General features: G+C 58.1%; 10 protein-coding genes. 7 read left to right on the plus strand and 3 right to left on the minus strand.

Features of this window, described 5'->3' with window-relative positions; genetic code table 11:
• The first annotated feature begins 105 nt into the window (after positions 1 to 105).
• From NQ495_RS05535 to NQ495_RS05550, 4 genes are all read left to right on the plus strand, one after another.
• Complete coding sequence (locus NQ495_RS05535) at positions 106 to 261, plus strand: hypothetical protein (protein WP_259801981.1); 156 nt, start codon at positions 106 to 108, stop codon at positions 259 to 261.
• Between the two features lie 135 nt (positions 262 to 396).
• The gene (locus NQ495_RS05540; protein ID WP_009133944.1) at positions 397 to 1,320 is read left to right on the plus strand and encodes a cation diffusion facilitator family transporter; all 924 of its coding nucleotides are present in this window, start codon (positions 397 to 399) and stop codon (positions 1,318 to 1,320) included.
• Positions 1,321 to 1,462: 142 nt separating this feature from the next.
• Positions 1,463 to 2,008 carry an NADPH-dependent FMN reductase gene (locus NQ495_RS05545; RefSeq protein ID WP_009133943.1) on the plus strand — a complete coding sequence of 182 codons (546 nt, stop codon included), beginning with the start codon at positions 1,463 to 1,465 and terminating at the stop codon, positions 2,006 to 2,008.
• Positions 2,009 to 2,318: 310 nt separating this feature from the next.
• The gene (locus NQ495_RS05550) at positions 2,319 to 3,233 is read left to right on the plus strand and encodes an alpha/beta hydrolase (RefSeq protein WP_009133942.1); all 915 of its coding nucleotides are present in this window, start codon (positions 2,319 to 2,321) and stop codon (positions 3,231 to 3,233) included.
• A gap of 450 nt (positions 3,234 to 3,683) precedes the next feature.
• Here NQ495_RS05550 and NQ495_RS05555 read toward each other — a convergent pair whose 3' ends face one another.
• The 3 genes from NQ495_RS05555 to NQ495_RS05565 form a co-directional block, all read right to left on the minus strand.
• A complete protein-coding gene (locus tag NQ495_RS05555; RefSeq protein ID WP_009133941.1) occupies positions 3,684 to 4,874 on the minus strand; it encodes a M20 metallopeptidase family protein in 1,191 nt (396 codons plus the stop codon).
• A 25-nt stretch (positions 4,875 to 4,899) separates the two neighbouring features.
• On the minus strand, positions 4,900 to 8,634 hold the full coding sequence (locus NQ495_RS05560; protein WP_009133940.1) for a homocysteine S-methyltransferase family protein: 3,735 nt from the start codon (positions 8,632 to 8,634) through the stop codon (positions 4,900 to 4,902).
• A 168-nt stretch (positions 8,635 to 8,802) separates the two neighbouring features.
• Positions 8,803 to 9,921 (minus strand): glutaminyl-peptide cyclotransferase, encoded by a 1,119-nt coding sequence (locus tag NQ495_RS05565; protein ID WP_009133939.1) that lies wholly within the window; start codon positions 9,919 to 9,921, stop codon positions 8,803 to 8,805.
• A gap of 79 nt (positions 9,922 to 10,000) precedes the next feature.
• Here NQ495_RS05565 and serS point away from each other — a divergent pair, with 79 nt between their 5' ends.
• From serS to NQ495_RS05580, 3 genes are all read left to right on the plus strand, one after another.
• Positions 10,001 to 11,272: a serine--tRNA ligase gene (gene serS, locus NQ495_RS05570; protein ID WP_009133938.1), complete on the plus strand. Its 1,272-nt coding sequence runs from the start codon at positions 10,001 to 10,003 to the stop codon at positions 11,270 to 11,272.
• A 305-nt stretch (positions 11,273 to 11,577) separates the two neighbouring features.
• Positions 11,578 to 14,679, plus strand: coding sequence for a glycosyl hydrolase (locus NQ495_RS05575; protein ID WP_259801982.1), 3,102 nt, complete (start codon positions 11,578 to 11,580; stop codon positions 14,677 to 14,679).
• 250 nt (positions 14,680 to 14,929) lie between these two features.
• Positions 14,930 to 15,895, plus strand: a complete 966-nt coding sequence (locus tag NQ495_RS05580; protein WP_009133936.1) for an alpha/beta hydrolase — start codon at positions 14,930 to 14,932, stop codon at positions 15,893 to 15,895.
• Positions 15,896 to 16,038 lie beyond the last annotated feature (143 nt).

Consider the following 16,038-nt stretch of genomic DNA (forward strand, 5'->3'; position numbering starts at 1 on the left):
TCGATCATCTCACCGTTGGCCGACCAGGCCGAAGCGGGCTATACCGATCCCGAACAGAAGATCGAGGCGGCCAAGACACTTTCGGCACAGGAAGGCGGTCACCAAATGGATCTGTATAAACGCTTCCTCGACGACGCCAATGAATTTCTCGGGCTGCTTCGCAAGGACAAACACGAAGGGAAGTACACCGAAAAAGGTTTCGAGGCACTGAGCAGCCAGTACAACTGCACCATTTCGAGCTATAACTATTTCGCGGACTAACCCTGCATCGGATGATTCCGCCCCGGTCGCGGCAAAACACCTTGCAGTATCCTGCAAGGTGTTTCCGTTTAATTTCGTACCTTGCATTCTCCGGCAGGGCCCGCGACAATACGGCAACCGATAAAAAACGCAACGATGGCACACGGACATGCACACACACACGAGCACGGACATGCGCACGGACACGCTCTTCCCGCGCCCGAACAGGTAAACAAAGCCTTTATCATCGGCATCGCGCTCAATCTCATTTTCGTACTGGTCGAAGCGGCCGCAGGCTTTTGGTACGACTCGCTCGCGCTGCTTTCCGACGCCGGACACAACCTCAGCGACGTCATCAGCCTGGTACTGGCTCTGCTCGCTTTCCGGATGGCCAAGGTGAAACCCAACAGCCGCTACACTTATGGCTACAAGAAAAGCACGGTACTCGTTTCGCTGCTCAATGCCATCATCCTGCTCGTAGCGGTAGGGATCATCCTGGCCGAAAGCATCGAGAAGCTGCGCAATCCGCAGCCGATCGCCGGCGGGGTAATCGCCTGGGTCGCGGGCGTGGGGATCCTGATCAACGCGTTCACCGCCTTCCTGTTCCTCAAGGATAAAGAGCGTGACCTGAACATCAAGGGCGCTTACCTTCACCTGATGGCCGACGCCCTGGTATCGGTCGGCGTCGTGATTTCGGGAGTGATCATCAGCTACACGCACTGGTACATCATCGATCCGATCATCGGCATTGCGATTGCCATCGTCATCCTCGTATCGACCTGGAACCTGCTGCGCGACAGCCTGCGCTTGTCACTGGACGGGGTCCCCGCAGGCATCTCCGCGGAAAAGATACGCAAACTCCTATTGCAGGTAGACGGGGTACGGGAAATACACCACCTCCATATCTGGGCGCTCAGTACGACCCAGAACGCCCTCACCGCCCATGTGGTCGTCGCGTCGCTGGAGGACGGAGAAGCGGTAAAAAACCGAATCAAAGAGATTTTGTCCGAAGAACATATCCCGCATGCCACGCTGGAACTGGAAACGGTCGCCGAATGCTGTACCGACCGCACCGATTGAATCCGGCAGGGAATTTGCGCATCCATATTCAAATCCGACACAGGACACAAGGCAGGTAAATGCCTTGCACCCAATATCAAAAGAGCCCTGCCGGCGTTCTTTCGGAAACGACGACCGGCATGCCGGCAAAACCACCTGACACATGAAACGAATCGCCATCCTTTCCGCCAGCGTTCGCACCGGACGGCTCAGCCACCGGGTTGCGCTCTACCTGGAAAACTACTTCAGACAAAACGCACTCGCCGACACCGAGCTGCTCGACCTGAAAGCCTACGATTTCCCGCTTTTCCACGAACGACTGGCCATGCAGGAACACCCTTCGGACAAGCTGATCGACTTCACCAACCGTTTCAACGACGCCGACGGACTGATCATCGTCTCGCCGGTTTACAACGCAAGCTACCCCGCCGCGCTGAAAAACGTTATCGACCTCTACTACAAAGAGTGGAAGCACAAACCGGTCGGCATCGTATCGGTCACCTCGGGGAAAGTACCCGGCATTGCCACCGTACAACAACTGCAGGTACTGTTGCTCAAACTCGGTGCGCTGGTGGCTCCGGACCTTACGACCGTCATCAATGCCGGATCGGAATTCAACAAGCAGGGCGAACCCCGCTCGGCAGAACAGGCATCCGCCCTGATACTCCCGATGCTTAACGACTTGCTCTGGCTGACGGACAAGAACTAAACGCATCCCGGATCCGAATCGAGAAGAGCCCTGCTTTCCTGCAGGTCTGTTTCCCTGAACCGCCCCGCGTTATGGGCACCCGGAAACTTTCGGCGCGGCCCCGCATACTCCCATCGGAATAGAGACCGGCATTTCGCAACGCGAACGAAACCCGAGCCAGACTATGTGCGAAAATAAATAAGCACAAGGAACATCCGAATTTGGACGGGAGGTCGGATTTCGTGTCAAAGATTGCTTTTTTGCACCAAAATACCGTCCGGCAATAAGCTCCGTACACCGAAATACGAAAGATTATCATTATCTTCGGGACATGACCGACAAACTGACAAAACAGCTGTTCTTACTATTGGCGGCGGGATTGCCGCTTGCATCCCACGCTTCCCCGCCCGAAACCGGGCCACAGCCGATACCTCTTTACGGCGAAAATACACCGGCGGAGAGCAATGGAATGTCCCGCGAGGGCGTGACCCTGACCGCAGACATTCTGACCGGAGCCGCCGATGCCGACTACTTCCTGCTGAAACCCGATCCGGATAAAACCAGCGGCATGGCTGTCGTGATTTGCCCGGGCGGCGGATACGGTTGCACATGCTACGGTTACGAAGGGCTCGGCCCGGCCGAGTGGCTTCGCGAACAAGGTATTTTGGCGGTAGTGCTGCGCTACCGCGTACCGAACGGCCACGGCTCGATTCCTCTGGCCGATGCGGAACAGGCCCTGCGGACGGTGCGCAGTCATGCTGCCGAATGGGGCGTCAATCCGTCACGCATCGGCGTCATGGGCTTTTCGGCAGGGGGACACCTCGCCGCAACCGCATCGACACTGCTCACCGATCCCGATACGCGACCCGATTTTACAATCCTGTTCTACCCGGTCATCACGATGGATCCCCAATGGACACACGGAGGTTCCCGAAAAAACCTGCTCGGAGCGAATCCCTCCGAATCGGCAACAGAACGGTACAGCGCGGAAAAGCAGGTAACGGACGCAACGCCGCCGGCCTTTATCGCAGTGAGCAACGAGGACAGAGCGGTCTCGCCGGTAAACAGCGTTCTCTACTACGAAGCATTGCACAAACACCGTATACCTGCCGAATTGCACATATTTCCGGAAGGCCCGCACGGTTTCGGGTTGAAAACGGATTTTCCCTACCACGACGAAATGGTTGCGTCGCTGGCCCGTTGGCTGCGCGAAATCAATGCCGGAAAATTTAGCGCCGTACGCTGACCGCTCCAAGCCGGACAACGATTATCCGGCCACGATCGACATATTCCGGGAGTGTCCATCCCCTTCCCCGTTGTTACTTTCGGGACAAAACCCCGTTATAGCAATAAAACAGCCGCGCTAAGGACAAACTGTACTGGACGTTATAACCTTTATAAAATATCCAACCCATTCCTCCGGCCTCTCCCTTCGGGGCAATATAAAAGAGATGCAGTAAGTTTATTTAATTCACCGGAACGGGAGGCCATGTAAATGGTCTCCCGTTCTCATTATCGGTGATCGCCGACGATGCCAGCAAGGTGAGTCATAAATTGCAGGGTTATCATATTCCAAGGGGTCACGCCGTCGGAGCCGTACCTGACAAGCGTTTCACCCCGCCGGATTACAGTCAATCCGCTCAGGATGAACCATCAATCGAATTGCATCTGAAACCGGGAATCGTGGCCGACGGCGTTACTCCAGCAACGCTATACCAAACGCGGCCATGGTCGCCGCCCCCTGGTCGAGGGCTTCTTCCCTGGGATTGAATGTTCCCGTATGCAGTCCTCCGCCCGACGTTCCGTCGGGACCGGCTGTACCGAGCCGGAAAAAGAGGCTCGGATAGCGCTCCGTATAATAACCGAAATCCTCGGCCGTCATCCGCAGGTCGAGCGGGATGATTCGTTCGTCGCCCCACATTTCGGCTGCGATCCGTTGCGCCCGGCGGGTCAGCTCCGGATCATTCACGACGCAGGGATAACCGTCGGCAATATCCACGTCGGCCTCTACCCCGTAAGCGGCGGTAACTCCCGCCGAAATTTCGCGGATGCGCCGCTTGCCCTCTGCACGCCATACCTCGTCCATCGTCCGGAACGTCCCTTCGAGACGTACTTCCGACGGAATGATATTCGTCGCCCCGTCGGCAATCACTCGCCCGAACGACAGCACCGAAGGAACCCGGCTGTCGATATTGCGGCTGACCACCTGTTGCAAAGCGGTAATCAGCGCTGCGGCGGCCACCACCGGATCGTTCAGGTTGTGCGGCAGTGCACCGTGCCCGCCACGGCCGCGTACCGTAATGCGCACTTCATCGCCGGAAGCCATGTATTTGCCCGGACGGAACCCGAGCTGTCCGAGCGGAATCTCGGCGCCCACATGCTCGCCCACCACAGCCTGCACCCGGTAATCACGGAAAGGGTCTTCGGCCAGCACAAGGCTCGCCCCGCCGGGATCCACCTCTTCACCCGGCTGAAAAAGGCCGAATACGGTCCCGTCGATTTCACTCCGGCGACGGTTGAGCAGGATCAAAGCTCCCAGCAGGCAGGCAGTATGCATATCATGCCCGCAGGCATGCATCACCCCTTCGTTACGCGAAGCGAACGGCAATCCGGTCTGCTCGCGGATCGGGAGCGCATCCATATCGGCCCGCAATACCACGCACCGCGACAAATCTCCCCGTCCTTCGATCTTAGCCAGGATACCCGTTCCGGCAATCGGACGAAATGAAATCCCTTCGGCGGCAAGCTGCCCGGACACGTAACGGGCCGTTTCATGCTCGGCGAACGATAATTCGGGATGTTCATGGATCGCCCGGCGGAATGTAACGGTTCTCCCGTGTAACTCCCGGGCCTCGGCTTTCAACTCTTCGAACTGCTGACGGGTCATATCTTCGGATTTTACAATCTATTTCTCAGGACTGAATATATTGACGGATCAGTTTGCGCAACAGCTCGACCGGCATATTCCTGCGCCGCGCGTACGTTTCCAGTTGCTCCGCATCGATTTGTCCGACGGAAAAATTCCGAGCTTCGGCGGATGCAAAGATCAAACCGCAGGCAGCGGGAGCAGGTTCCATGTCGAAATTTTCGTTCAGGCGCATACCTATCGCGGCTGGCACACCGAGCAACCTGAAGACGGTCTCCCGGTACGAACGGTCAGGGCAGGACGGAATGCCGAACGCCGGACGGATGCCGGGATAGTCGCCCGCCAATAACTCCTCCGTACTCAGTTGCCCTTCCTGTTCGATCCCCCACAAATGGATGCGTGCGTAACGGTGCAACTCTTCCGCGAATGCCTCGCACAGCCGGCCGGCGAGCAGTTCGGCCAATTTGGCCCGGGATTCGCTGCCCTCTTCCCGGCAACGGGTTATCCAAGTTGCCAATCCGTCGCCGAGTGTCAACGCATACAAGCCGACACAATCGGGCGCATCGCCGTCTACCGGCGCTACGAAATCGGCCAGCGAGAGATTGACCGCCTGAGAGGTCTGTTGGTTGCGCAACTGCGGCAGGCGGTGAAGCTCCCGGGTGCATGCCGTATCTTCATACAGCACGATATCGTCGCCGTCCCGCCGGGCCGGATAGAGTGCCACTATCCCGCGGGCATGCAGCACCCCGCTTTCCGTTACTTCATCCAGCAATTGCCGTGCGTCGTCATAAAGCTGCCGCGCCTGAACTCCCTTCACGGGATCGTCCAGCAAATCGGGATAACGGCCCGGCAGACCGGCCAATCCGAAGAAATAACTCCAGTTGATCAACGGCACGAGCCGTTTCAGGTCGTAATCGGCAAATACCTCCCGTCCTGTTTTGGCAGGGAGCCGTACCGTGCCAAAATCGGGTTTCAGCGCATGTGCACGCGCTTCGGACAACGTACGGAAAGGCTTATTCTTGGCCCGGTCGGCATACTCCTCACGCAATGCCATCTGCTCCATCTGCACGTCGATCAGAAACATATCCTTCTCTGGCGATGCGATCCGCCGCAAAGCCCGCCAGGTTGCAACAGGTTCTCCGCCGTACAGGACCGCCCCGGCGCCATACTGCGGAGCGAGCCCCACTGCCGTCTGCAGGGCCGAAGCGGCAGGTCCGCCGACCAGAAACGGAATTTGCAACCCCTGTTTCTGCGCGACAGCCAACAGGAAAGCGATCTGCCCGACTCCCCGGGCAGACACTCCGCGCAATAACACAGCGTCAAACCGGTTCGTATCGCCAACGACGCCAGGAACAGTCGTTTCAGGGGATTTATCTGTGCTTCCCGCCGTCTTTCCGGTCATTGCCGCACCGGTTTCCGGCAGATTCAGGCAACGTTCGATAATCCGACGCGGCTCCCGCACCAATCCCATATCTTCGACCCGGCACCCCGAAACGAGCAGCAAGGTTTTCAGCGCCGCGCGCCCGGGATCGTAACCGTCATCGCCCACGGTCGCCATCAGAACGCGCCCCCATCCTCTGGAACACGCTGCAACTCCGTCTGGCAAAGCTCCGGTCACCACCGATATTCCTCGTTCCAGCAATGCAAACGGAATCGTTCCCGCTCTGTACAACTCCCCGAGGCCGGCAAGCGGTTCCAACCAGAGGGGAGTAAGCCCCGTAGCCGTTTCCTTCGCATAACCAATGCTATCACCGGCACCTCCAGTTTCAGTTCCACCATCCTGCCCGGACCCTTCACCCGGCACTGTAACAGCAGTACGATCTTTCAAATCCCGGAACAGCGACCGCAACCGCTCCGCCTCGGGATTATGCCCCAAAACATAATCGGTCAAAGCCGCGACCGAAGCGGCATCACTTCCCGCAATCGCTTTTTCGCACAATCCGAGCAACTCCTCCGGAATCTCTTCGACCGATCGCAATGCATCCTCATCGGCAAAAGCCAGATCGAGCCCGGCCTCAGCCGCACGGCTCAACCATACTCCGTTCAAAGCCCGGCACACGCCAGGATCGGGACGATACCGGTCAGATACAACCCCGATCCTGCCGCACAGTTTCCATTGCGGATACTGTTGCCGGATCCCGCGGCAGGCATCGAAGAAGTCCGAAGGCATGCCGGAAGTATCCTCTTCCCCTATCCCGCTTGCCGGTACCGGACAAACCCCGGGATCGACTGCCACATCGCAAGAGGGGAAACCGGTCCGCTCCAACAACCCGGCTACCCGGGCGGCTACGGAGGTCTTGCGCCGATAACTGCGGGCATCGCCCTCCTCATCAGCCAAAGCGACCAGCACAGCCGCGCCATAACGTGCGGCCAGCGATACGCGGCGCACGAACTCTTCGTCCCCGTCGGCAAGCGACAGCGGACCGATCAACGGCTTTCCCTGTACGCATTGCATCCCGGCTTCCAACGTTTTCCAATCGGACGAAAGAATCGCTACCGGCACACGGGCCGTTTCGGGCGTCGCCATCGCAATATTAAGCAAATCGCGTATGGCTGCGGGTCCTGCACCCATCGCGTCATCGACACAAACGGCCGCCAGCGGCGAGCCGGTTTCAATCGCGGCACGCATTGCATTAGCGGCGGTTTCATACCGTTTATCCCGGATCGCAACCGCAAATTCCGGCGATACCGTCGCATCGGCCTGCAATCCGACCGTCAGCGGTTCCGGTCCGGACGCGATACGCAGCGGTTCGAGTCCGCTCAATAATAAATTGCCGTCCGGTTCCGGAATCGTCCGCGGAGTCGTCCGGGCGGCCACGGCAGCGATCGCAGCGATATGCACCGGCGTCGTACCGCAACAACCGCCCACAATATTCAATAACCCGGCAGAAAGATATTGTTCTACCGTTTCGGCCATCATTTCCGGCGTTTCATCGTAATGCCCTTCTTTGTCGGGCAAACCGGCGTTGGGGTGCGCTGAAACCGCACAGGCGGCCACAGCCGCGAGCCGTTCGATATAAGGTCGCATCTTCTCGGCGCCGAGGCCGCAATTCAATCCGACCGAAATGACATCTCCATGGTGCACGGACGTGTAGAACGCCTCGACCGTCTGCCCGGAAAGCGTGCGGCCGCTCACATCGGTCAGCGTACCGGAAACCATCACCGGAATCCGGGTCTTGCGCTCGCGCGAAAGTTCCCCGACGGCAAAGATCGCCGCCTTCGCATTCAGCGTATCGAAAAAGGTTTCGATCAGGATCAGGTCGGCCCCCCCGTCGACCAGTCCCCGCACCTGATCGTAATAAGCCTGCTTCAGTTCGTCGAACGTAACCGCGCGGGCTCCCGGACGGTTTACATCGGGCGAGATCGACGCCGAACGGTTACCCGGTCCGACGGATCCCGCAACGAACCGCGGCTTCGAGGGGTTCGAGAGCGTAAAACGGTCGGCCGCCGCACGGGCCAACGAAGCGGCTGCACGGCAAATGTCGTAAACGTAAAAATCGAGCATCTGGTCGGACAGCGAAAGTGCGTTCGCATTGAACGAATCGGTCGAAATAATATCGGCGCCGGCCTGCAGGTAAGCCTCATGGATTTCGGTCAGGACATCGGGCCGCGTCAGCGCAAGCGTCTCGTTGCACCCTTTGAGCGGCACCGGCCAGTCTCGGAACATATCGCCTCGGTAATCCTGCTCACCCAGGCCATAGGCCTGCACCATCGTGCCCAAACCGCCGTCCAACACCAAGATACGGCGGGACAGCTCGGAAAGTAGCGAAAATTTCAGCATGGAATTTCAATTCTTAATGTTACGGGATCACCCGAACGACAACATGCAAATCGGGAACAATTGCGATGCGTCCAGTCGGATATCCAGGGAGGTTCCTGCCCAACCGCTTCCAAAACGGATCCGGGCAGCAGATATTCGGGTAAAAGCGTTCTATCCGCACGGGCATCGCTACCGCTTCACCACCTCGATCTCGAAAAGCTTGTTCCAGTTCTTACCGGTGACAAAAATGCGTCCGGTAGCAGGATCGAACGCAATGCCGTTGAGCACATCGGTCGTCGCATCGATATCGGCCGGCGACAGCAGGCCGCCCAGGTCGATCACCCCCAATACCGCCCCGCTTTGCGGATCGATACGAATAACGTTATCGGAAGTATATACGTTGGCCCACAATTCACCGCGAACCCACTCCATTTCATTGACGTACATCACTTTGTTCCGGTCGGTATAGACCTCTATGGTGCGCAGCGGACGGAACGTGGCCGGATCGAGCACGCGTATCTTTTCCGTCCCGTCGCTCATGTAAAGCACCTCACCGTCGGTAGCCAACCCCCATCCTTCACCGCCATAATCGAACTCGCCCGTTTTATCGAACGTATTCAGGTCGTAAACCAACGCTTTGTTGTTCTGCCAGGTCAGCTGGTAGAGTTTTCCGTCCAACAGTGCGAGCCCTTCGCCGAAATACAGGTCGGACAGGTTACGGCTTCGCAATACACGGCCGCCGGAGAGTTCCACCTGCCGCAGGGTGGATTGTCCTTCAAGGCCCGTGCTCTCGTACAGGGAACCGTCATGGAACAGCAATCCCTGGGTGTAGGCCGTCCGGTCGTGCGGATAAATTCGTTTCACGCGGTGTCCGTAAAGGGCCGGAGCCGAGGCGGCCAGCACTGTAAATTCACCCGAGCGGCTCTGGCTCTCACCGCCGCGATAGGCGGTCAGCCGATACACCACCCTTCCCACCGGATATTTCGGGCCCAGATTGTACGTAAATCCTTCGGGCGCTACCGGACCGATCCTCCGGTTACCCACCGACAGGACCACACTGTCGGCAGTCATCCCTTTGCTAAGCGTATAATGGATCGGGACGCGCTCTCCCTGGGCAAACTTCGCACCGAACACCGGGGCGACCGATTCCAGCAATACCGGAGCCGGCGAGGCGGAAACCGGAGTTGAAGTTCCCTCTGTACCGGCAGGCCGGGAAGCCCCGCTTCCGGCGCATGCGCTCATCAAGCAAAATGCCGCTACGGCAACCGCTACGGCCCCCGTGGCCGTGCGGACAAAATTACGATCCATAGTGACAAAGGTATAAAAAATTAGTATCTTTGCTTCGCTGTCTAAAAAATCCCGACGGAAATATACAAATCCAAACAATATGCTGACACTTAAGCAAATCAGAGACGACAGGGCCTTCGCGCTCGAACGTCTGGCCGTGAAAGGGGTGGATGCCGCCGCCGCACTCGACCGCATCGAGCAGCTGGACGACTCCCGCAAGGCGCTTCAGGCCAAGTTGGATGCCAATCTGGCCCAGCAAAACGCCAACGCCAAAGAGATCGGTCAGCTCTTCAAGGCCGGCAAGCAGGCCGAAGCCGCCGCTGCAAAAGAAAAGACCGCCGCGCTGAAGGAGGTCTCCAAGCAGCTCGAAGAGAAACTGAAGCAAACCGAGGGTGAACTGAACGAAATTATCGTCACGCTGCCCAACTTCCCGCACAGCTCGGTACCGCAAGGCAAAACCGCCGCAGACAACGTGATCGTCCGCACCGGCGGAGAGACTCCCGAACTGGGTGCCGGGGCATTGCCGCACTGGGAGCTGGCTTCGAAATACGACATCATCGACTTCGAACTAGGCGTCAAGCTGACCGGAGCCGGATTTCCGGTTTACAAAGGCCAGGGCGCCGCATTGCAACGCGCACTGATCGCTTTTTTCCTCGACAACAACACATCGGCCGGTTATACCGAAGTGATGCCCCCGCTGATGGTCAACGAGGCATCCGGTTTCGGCACGGGTCAGCTGCCCGACAAGGAGGGACAGATGTACCACGCCACCGTGGATAACTTCTACCTGATTCCGACCGCAGAGGTGCCGGTAACGAACATCTACCGCGACGTAATCATCAACGAATCGGACTTCCCGATCAAACTGACGGCCTATACGCCCTGTTTTCGCCGCGAAGCCGGCTCGTACGGCAAGGATGTGCGCGGACTCAACCGCCTGCACCAGTTCGACAAGGTCGAGATCGTGCAGATCGCCCATCCCGAAACCTCTTACGAAGCTCTCGAGGGAATGGTCAAACATGTCGAAAGCATCGTGCAAAAGCTCGAACTGCCCTACCGCATCCTGCGTTTGTGCGGCGGGGATATGAGTTTCACTTCAGCGCTCACGTTCGACTTCGAAGTCTTCTCGGCCGCACAGCAGCGCTGGCTGGAGGTTTCGTCGGTTTCGAACTTCGAATCGTTCCAGGCCAACCGCCTGAAATTGCGTTACCGCGATGCGAACAAGAAGACCCGGCTCGCCCATACGCTCAACGGCAGTTCGCTGGCCCTGCCGCGCATCGTTGCCGCCCTGCTCGAAAACAACCAGACGCCCGAAGGCATCCGCATCCCGAAAGCGCTCGTGCCCTACACGCGCTTCGAAATGATCAAATAGCGCCATTCCGCAGAGCGGATTCCCAATAGAAAAGAGCGGCCGAAATTCGGCCGCTCTTTTCTATTGCCGTTCCCTGCCGCCGACCCCGCATAAAATACGGACGAAACGTCCGATTCCCGCGGTTAAACGCACTCCGAAAAGGTTTTTCGGTTTCCCGGCTGGAAAGCTTAGCAGATTTTTATTACTTTTATAAAACCGGTTCGTTCAAGAAGCCGCAAGGAAGAGGGCGACAAGGCCAGCTAGACTTTGCGACAGACGAGACCGAACCGCCAGAACCGACCTAATTGCACAAAAAACTTCATCCTGTGAAAAAAGTCCTCTCCCAATGCGTGAATACGGTACATCCGTACATTTTCACGCACGTTACAAACTTGCCCCGTAGAACGTTGCTGCTGCTTTGCTCCGCACTGCTGCTATCCGGTTGCGGCAGAAACGGCTCCGACGACACGATGCCGATGCAGTGCCGCGTCGAATCGGCTCCGGACCTGCAATCACTCGCGACAGGTTTCATGAATCCCGCTCCCGAAAACCGCGCCTGGGTTTACTGGTTCGTGATGGACGGCAATTTATCGCGCGAGGGAATCAAAGCCGACCTCGAAGCGATGCAACGCGCCGGAATCGGCGGTGTCATCTTCCTCGAAGTAAATGTCGGCGTCCCGCGCGGTCCGGTAGATTTCATGAGCGACGAGTGGATCGCGCTGTTCAAATACGCGACTGAAGAGTGCGAACGGCTCGGTATCCAGCTCACGCTGATTTCCGGGCCCGGCTGGACCGGCAGCGGCGGTCCCTGGGTGAAACCCGAAGATGCGATGCACTTTATCGTAGCCGACACGATCTCCGTCACCGGGGGCGGCCATGTTTCGGTACAGCTTCCGCGCCCGCAACCGCGAAAGCCCTATTTCGGCATCGAGAACCTGACCCCGGAGATGCGCCGGCAACGGGCTGCCTACTACGAGGACCTCTTCGTGCTGGCCTATCCGAAACCGGTCGCTGCGGACAGCAGCACCCGAATCGACAACATCGAAGAAAAGGCGATCTACCTGCGCCATCCTTACTCGTCGGCTCCGAAAACAAATCCGTTCCTGCCGATGCCGGTCAACTTGCCCGACGCTCCGCAGGGCACCGTATTGGCCACGGATCAGTGCGTGGACGTAACCAGCCTGCTGGATCCGGACGGACGGCTCGAATGGGATGCCCCCGCCGGTCAATGGGTGATCTACCGCTTCGGGCGCACGCTCACGGGAGCCAACACGCGTCCCGCCCCGCTGCCGGGCGTCGGTTTCGAATGCAGCAAGATGGACACCACGGCCCTCAACCATCACCTCGACCACTTCGTAGGCCGGCTGATGGCTGCCGTGGGACATAAACCGCACGACCGGCCCGCCGGATGGAATATGCTGCACATCGACAGTTGGGAAATGGGAACCCAAAACTGGACAGACCATTTCAAAGAGATTTTCAAAGCACGCCGCGGTTACGACCTGACGCCCTACCTGCCGACGCTTTCGGGACAGATCGTGGAGAGCCGTGAAGTCTCCGAGCGCTTTCTGTGGGATTTCCGCCTGACGTCACAGGAACTCGTGCTCGAAAATCACGCCCGTCACCTGCGCGATTACGCACACCGGTACGGTTTCGGGCTGTCGATCGAGCCGTACGACATGAGTCCGAACAACGACATCGCACTGGGCGGCATCGCCGACGTGCCGATGGGCGAAACCTGGGAAGTGGACGATGTGTTCAACACTGCGTTCAGCTGTATCGAGGCGGTTTCGGCGGCCCGGATCAACAACCGGCCGATCGTCGGGGCCGAAGCGTTCACCAGTTCGCATTTCGACAAGGGCAAATTCTGGAAACTCCATCCCGGAAACATGAAAAACCAAACAGACTGGTCGTTCTGCATCGGCATCAACCGCCTGGTATTCCACCGTTATGCCCACCAGCCGTGGACGGACAAGTGGCCCGGAATGACCATGAGCGCTTACGGACTGACCTACGAACGCACCCAGACCTGGTGGGAACTCTCGCAATCGTGGCATACCTACCTCGCACGCTGCCAGTACCTGCTGCGGCAAGGCCAGGGCGTCGCCGACATCCTGTTCCTGACCCCGGAAGGGGCCCCGCACGCTTTCACGCCGCCGGTCAGCGCGATGGAAGGCTCCGACCGGCTGCCGGATAAAAAAGGCTACAACTTCGACGGATGCGATCCCGGAACGCTATTGGACAAGGCCTTCGTCCGCGACGGCAAAATATGCTTCCCGGGCGGCATGCAGTACAGCATCCTTGCTCTGCCCACGTCGGGCCGCATGACGCCGGAACTGCTTGCCAAAGTGGACAAGCTGATCCATGACGGCGCAACGGTGATCGGCTTCGCTCCCGAAAAATCGCCGAGCCTCACCGACTACCCCGCCTGCGACAAGAAACTGGCTGAACTGGCAGGCAGAATGTGGGGCGACGGCAAAACCGCCGCTGCCAAACGCACCATCGGAAAGGGCACGCTTTTCACCTGCACGGCTGCCGACACGGCCGGCATGGCGCTCGATTCGCGCGGCTACCGGACACCTTATGTCAAATACGAAACTATCGCGACCGCGCTGGCTGCTCAGGGGGTACGACCCGATTTCGAAAGCGACGTACCGCTGCGCTATATACACCGCACCTCGAACGGCATGGAAATTTACATGGTCTCGAATCCTTCTAACCAAGCCGTAAACGCAACCTGCACGTTCCGCGCGACCGATACCGGCTGTTCGTTATGGGATGCCGTACAAGGCCGCATTGCGCCGGTATCGGCGGAAACCACCGCCGACGGACGCTCCCGCATCACGCTGCCCCTGGAAGCCTGCGGATCTGTATTCGTCGTTTTCTCACCGGTTCCCCCGGCCGACATCGTCAACACAACGACCCTGTGGCCGAAACTGGAAACCGCACTGGAAGTGAAAGGTCCCTGGCAGGTGCATTTCCAGGAAGGACGGGGCGCTCCGGCAGAAGCCACGTTCCCTACCCTGACGGACTGGAGCAGGCATGCCGACCCGGGCATCCGTTATTTCAGCGGCATCGCCGATTACACGACCTCGTTCGACTTACCTGAAAGCGAACTCAGCACGCACCGGAACTGGTATATCGACCTGGGACGTACCGAAGTGATCGCACGGATCGAACTGAACGGCAAACCGGTGACCGAACTGTGGAAAACTCCTTTCGCATGCGACATCACCCCTTACCTGCAAGCGGGCCAAAACACACTGAAGGTTTCGGTGGCCAACGAATGGCCGAACCGGCTGATCGGGGACGACGCACTGCCCCAGGAGAAACGGGTGACGTTCACGACTTACAATCCGTACAAAAAAGGCACGCCGCTGTTACCGTCAGGCCTGCTGGGTCCGGTGCGGGTGGCTTGGGCGGAATAGCGCTCCACCCGTCCCCAAGGCGAAAATAGAACCTCGTTTACTGGTATGAAAATCTGATCGAATCAAAAACGTGTACCGGGATGCTATTCGGTACACGTTTTTGTTCGAATATGCTCTGCGGCACTAAAGTTGCCGCATCCGGACCGGAGATTCTTGTGCAAGGGCGGATCTTTCTTCCAGCTATAGCATCCTTCCCATTCAACCGGTAACTGCAGCTTCCTTTCCGATCTTATACATGACATACGATTCCATGAAACCATTTCCAAGCCGTTTCCTCCTGCTCCCGGCAGCTTTACTCCTGTACTGCACGAACCTGTCGCACGGGGCCGAACCCGCTGTACTGTCCGACAGCCTGTCCAAACAAACCATCCTGTTCGCACACCGCGACACCTGTGACCTGCGGATGGACATCTACCGCACGGAGACTGCACAGACGGAGCAAACCGCTCAGCCGGTTATGCTTTTCGTTTTCGGGGGCGCTTTCATGAAAGGAGAACGGGACAAACCCTATTACATACCCTACTTCCGGGAACTGGCGGCACAAGGAATTACCGCCGTCTCGATAGACTACCGGCTGGGACTGAAAGACCGTAAAATTTCGGTATTCAAGACCAAACCCGCCGATACGGCGATCCGAATGGCCGTGGAAGACCTCTTCAGCGCTACCGATTACCTAATCCGGCACGCCGCTGCGTTGAACATCGACACCTCATGCATCATGCTGAGCGGATCGAGCGCGGGTGCAGTCACGGTACTGCACGCGGACTATACGCTGTGCAACAGACTACCGCTATCGGAGATGTTGCCGCAGGATTTTCGCTACAAAGGAGTGCTGTCGTTCGCCGGCGCGATCTTCAGCCACGAAGGACGGCCCCGCTATCGCGCAACTCCGGCGCCGACGCTTTTTATGCACGGCGACAAGGATAAGGTGGTGCCGTACAACAAAATCCAGCTGTTCAGCAAAGGTCTGTTCGGGTCGAAATCGCTTGCGCGCAGGTTCCGCAAAGCTGGCTATCCCTACGCATTTTTCACGATGCAGGGACAAACGCACGACGTGGCGCTGACAGGCATGTACCATCCCGACGAAATCACATGGTTCGTCCGGCGCTATGTTTTCGAACATCACCGGTGGCAGATGAATGCTGAATTGGATGAACTCGACCGGCTTCCGAGGGAAGCCTATACCAAACCGTATGCGACAGATGCGAACAAATGAACGGAATGGGGTAAGTACCCGGCTAAACTGTCTTTAAACGATCATCGACCTCAACTAAAAGAGCCCGCGAAACATCCGATCTGCGCATACTGTGCGAACGACCTCAATGCAAATCAATGGTTCCGCAACCGCAGACCACGGCT

Origin of the sequence: Alistipes indistinctus YIT 12060, assembly GCF_025144995.1 — a bacterium.
GTDB classification, from domain to species: Bacteria; Bacteroidota; Bacteroidia; order Bacteroidales; family Rikenellaceae; genus Alistipes_A; species Alistipes_A indistinctus.

Coding starts and splice junctions, on each gene's coding strand:
- NQ495_RS05535 (WP_259801981.1), top strand. CDS start 106: ATGGATCTGTATAAACGCTTCCTCGACGACGCCAATGAATTTCTCGGG.
- NQ495_RS05540 (WP_009133944.1), top strand. CDS start 397: ATGGCACACGGACATGCACACACACACGAGCACGGACATGCGCACGGA.
- NQ495_RS05545 (WP_009133943.1), top strand. CDS start 1,463: ATGAAACGAATCGCCATCCTTTCCGCCAGCGTTCGCACCGGACGGCTC.
- NQ495_RS05550 (WP_009133942.1), top strand. CDS start 2,319: ATGACCGACAAACTGACAAAACAGCTGTTCTTACTATTGGCGGCGGGA.
- NQ495_RS05555 (WP_009133941.1), bottom strand. CDS start 4,874: ATGACCCGTCAGCAGTTCGAAGAGTTGAAAGCCGAGGCCCGGGAGTTA.
- NQ495_RS05560 (WP_009133940.1), bottom strand. CDS start 8,634: ATGCTGAAATTTTCGCTACTTTCCGAGCTGTCCCGCCGTATCTTGGTG.
- NQ495_RS05565 (WP_009133939.1), bottom strand. CDS start 9,921: ATGGATCGTAATTTTGTCCGCACGGCCACGGGGGCCGTAGCGGTTGCC.
- serS (WP_009133938.1), top strand. CDS start 10,001: ATGCTGACACTTAAGCAAATCAGAGACGACAGGGCCTTCGCGCTCGAA.
- NQ495_RS05580 (WP_009133936.1), top strand. CDS start 14,930: ATGAAACCATTTCCAAGCCGTTTCCTCCTGCTCCCGGCAGCTTTACTC.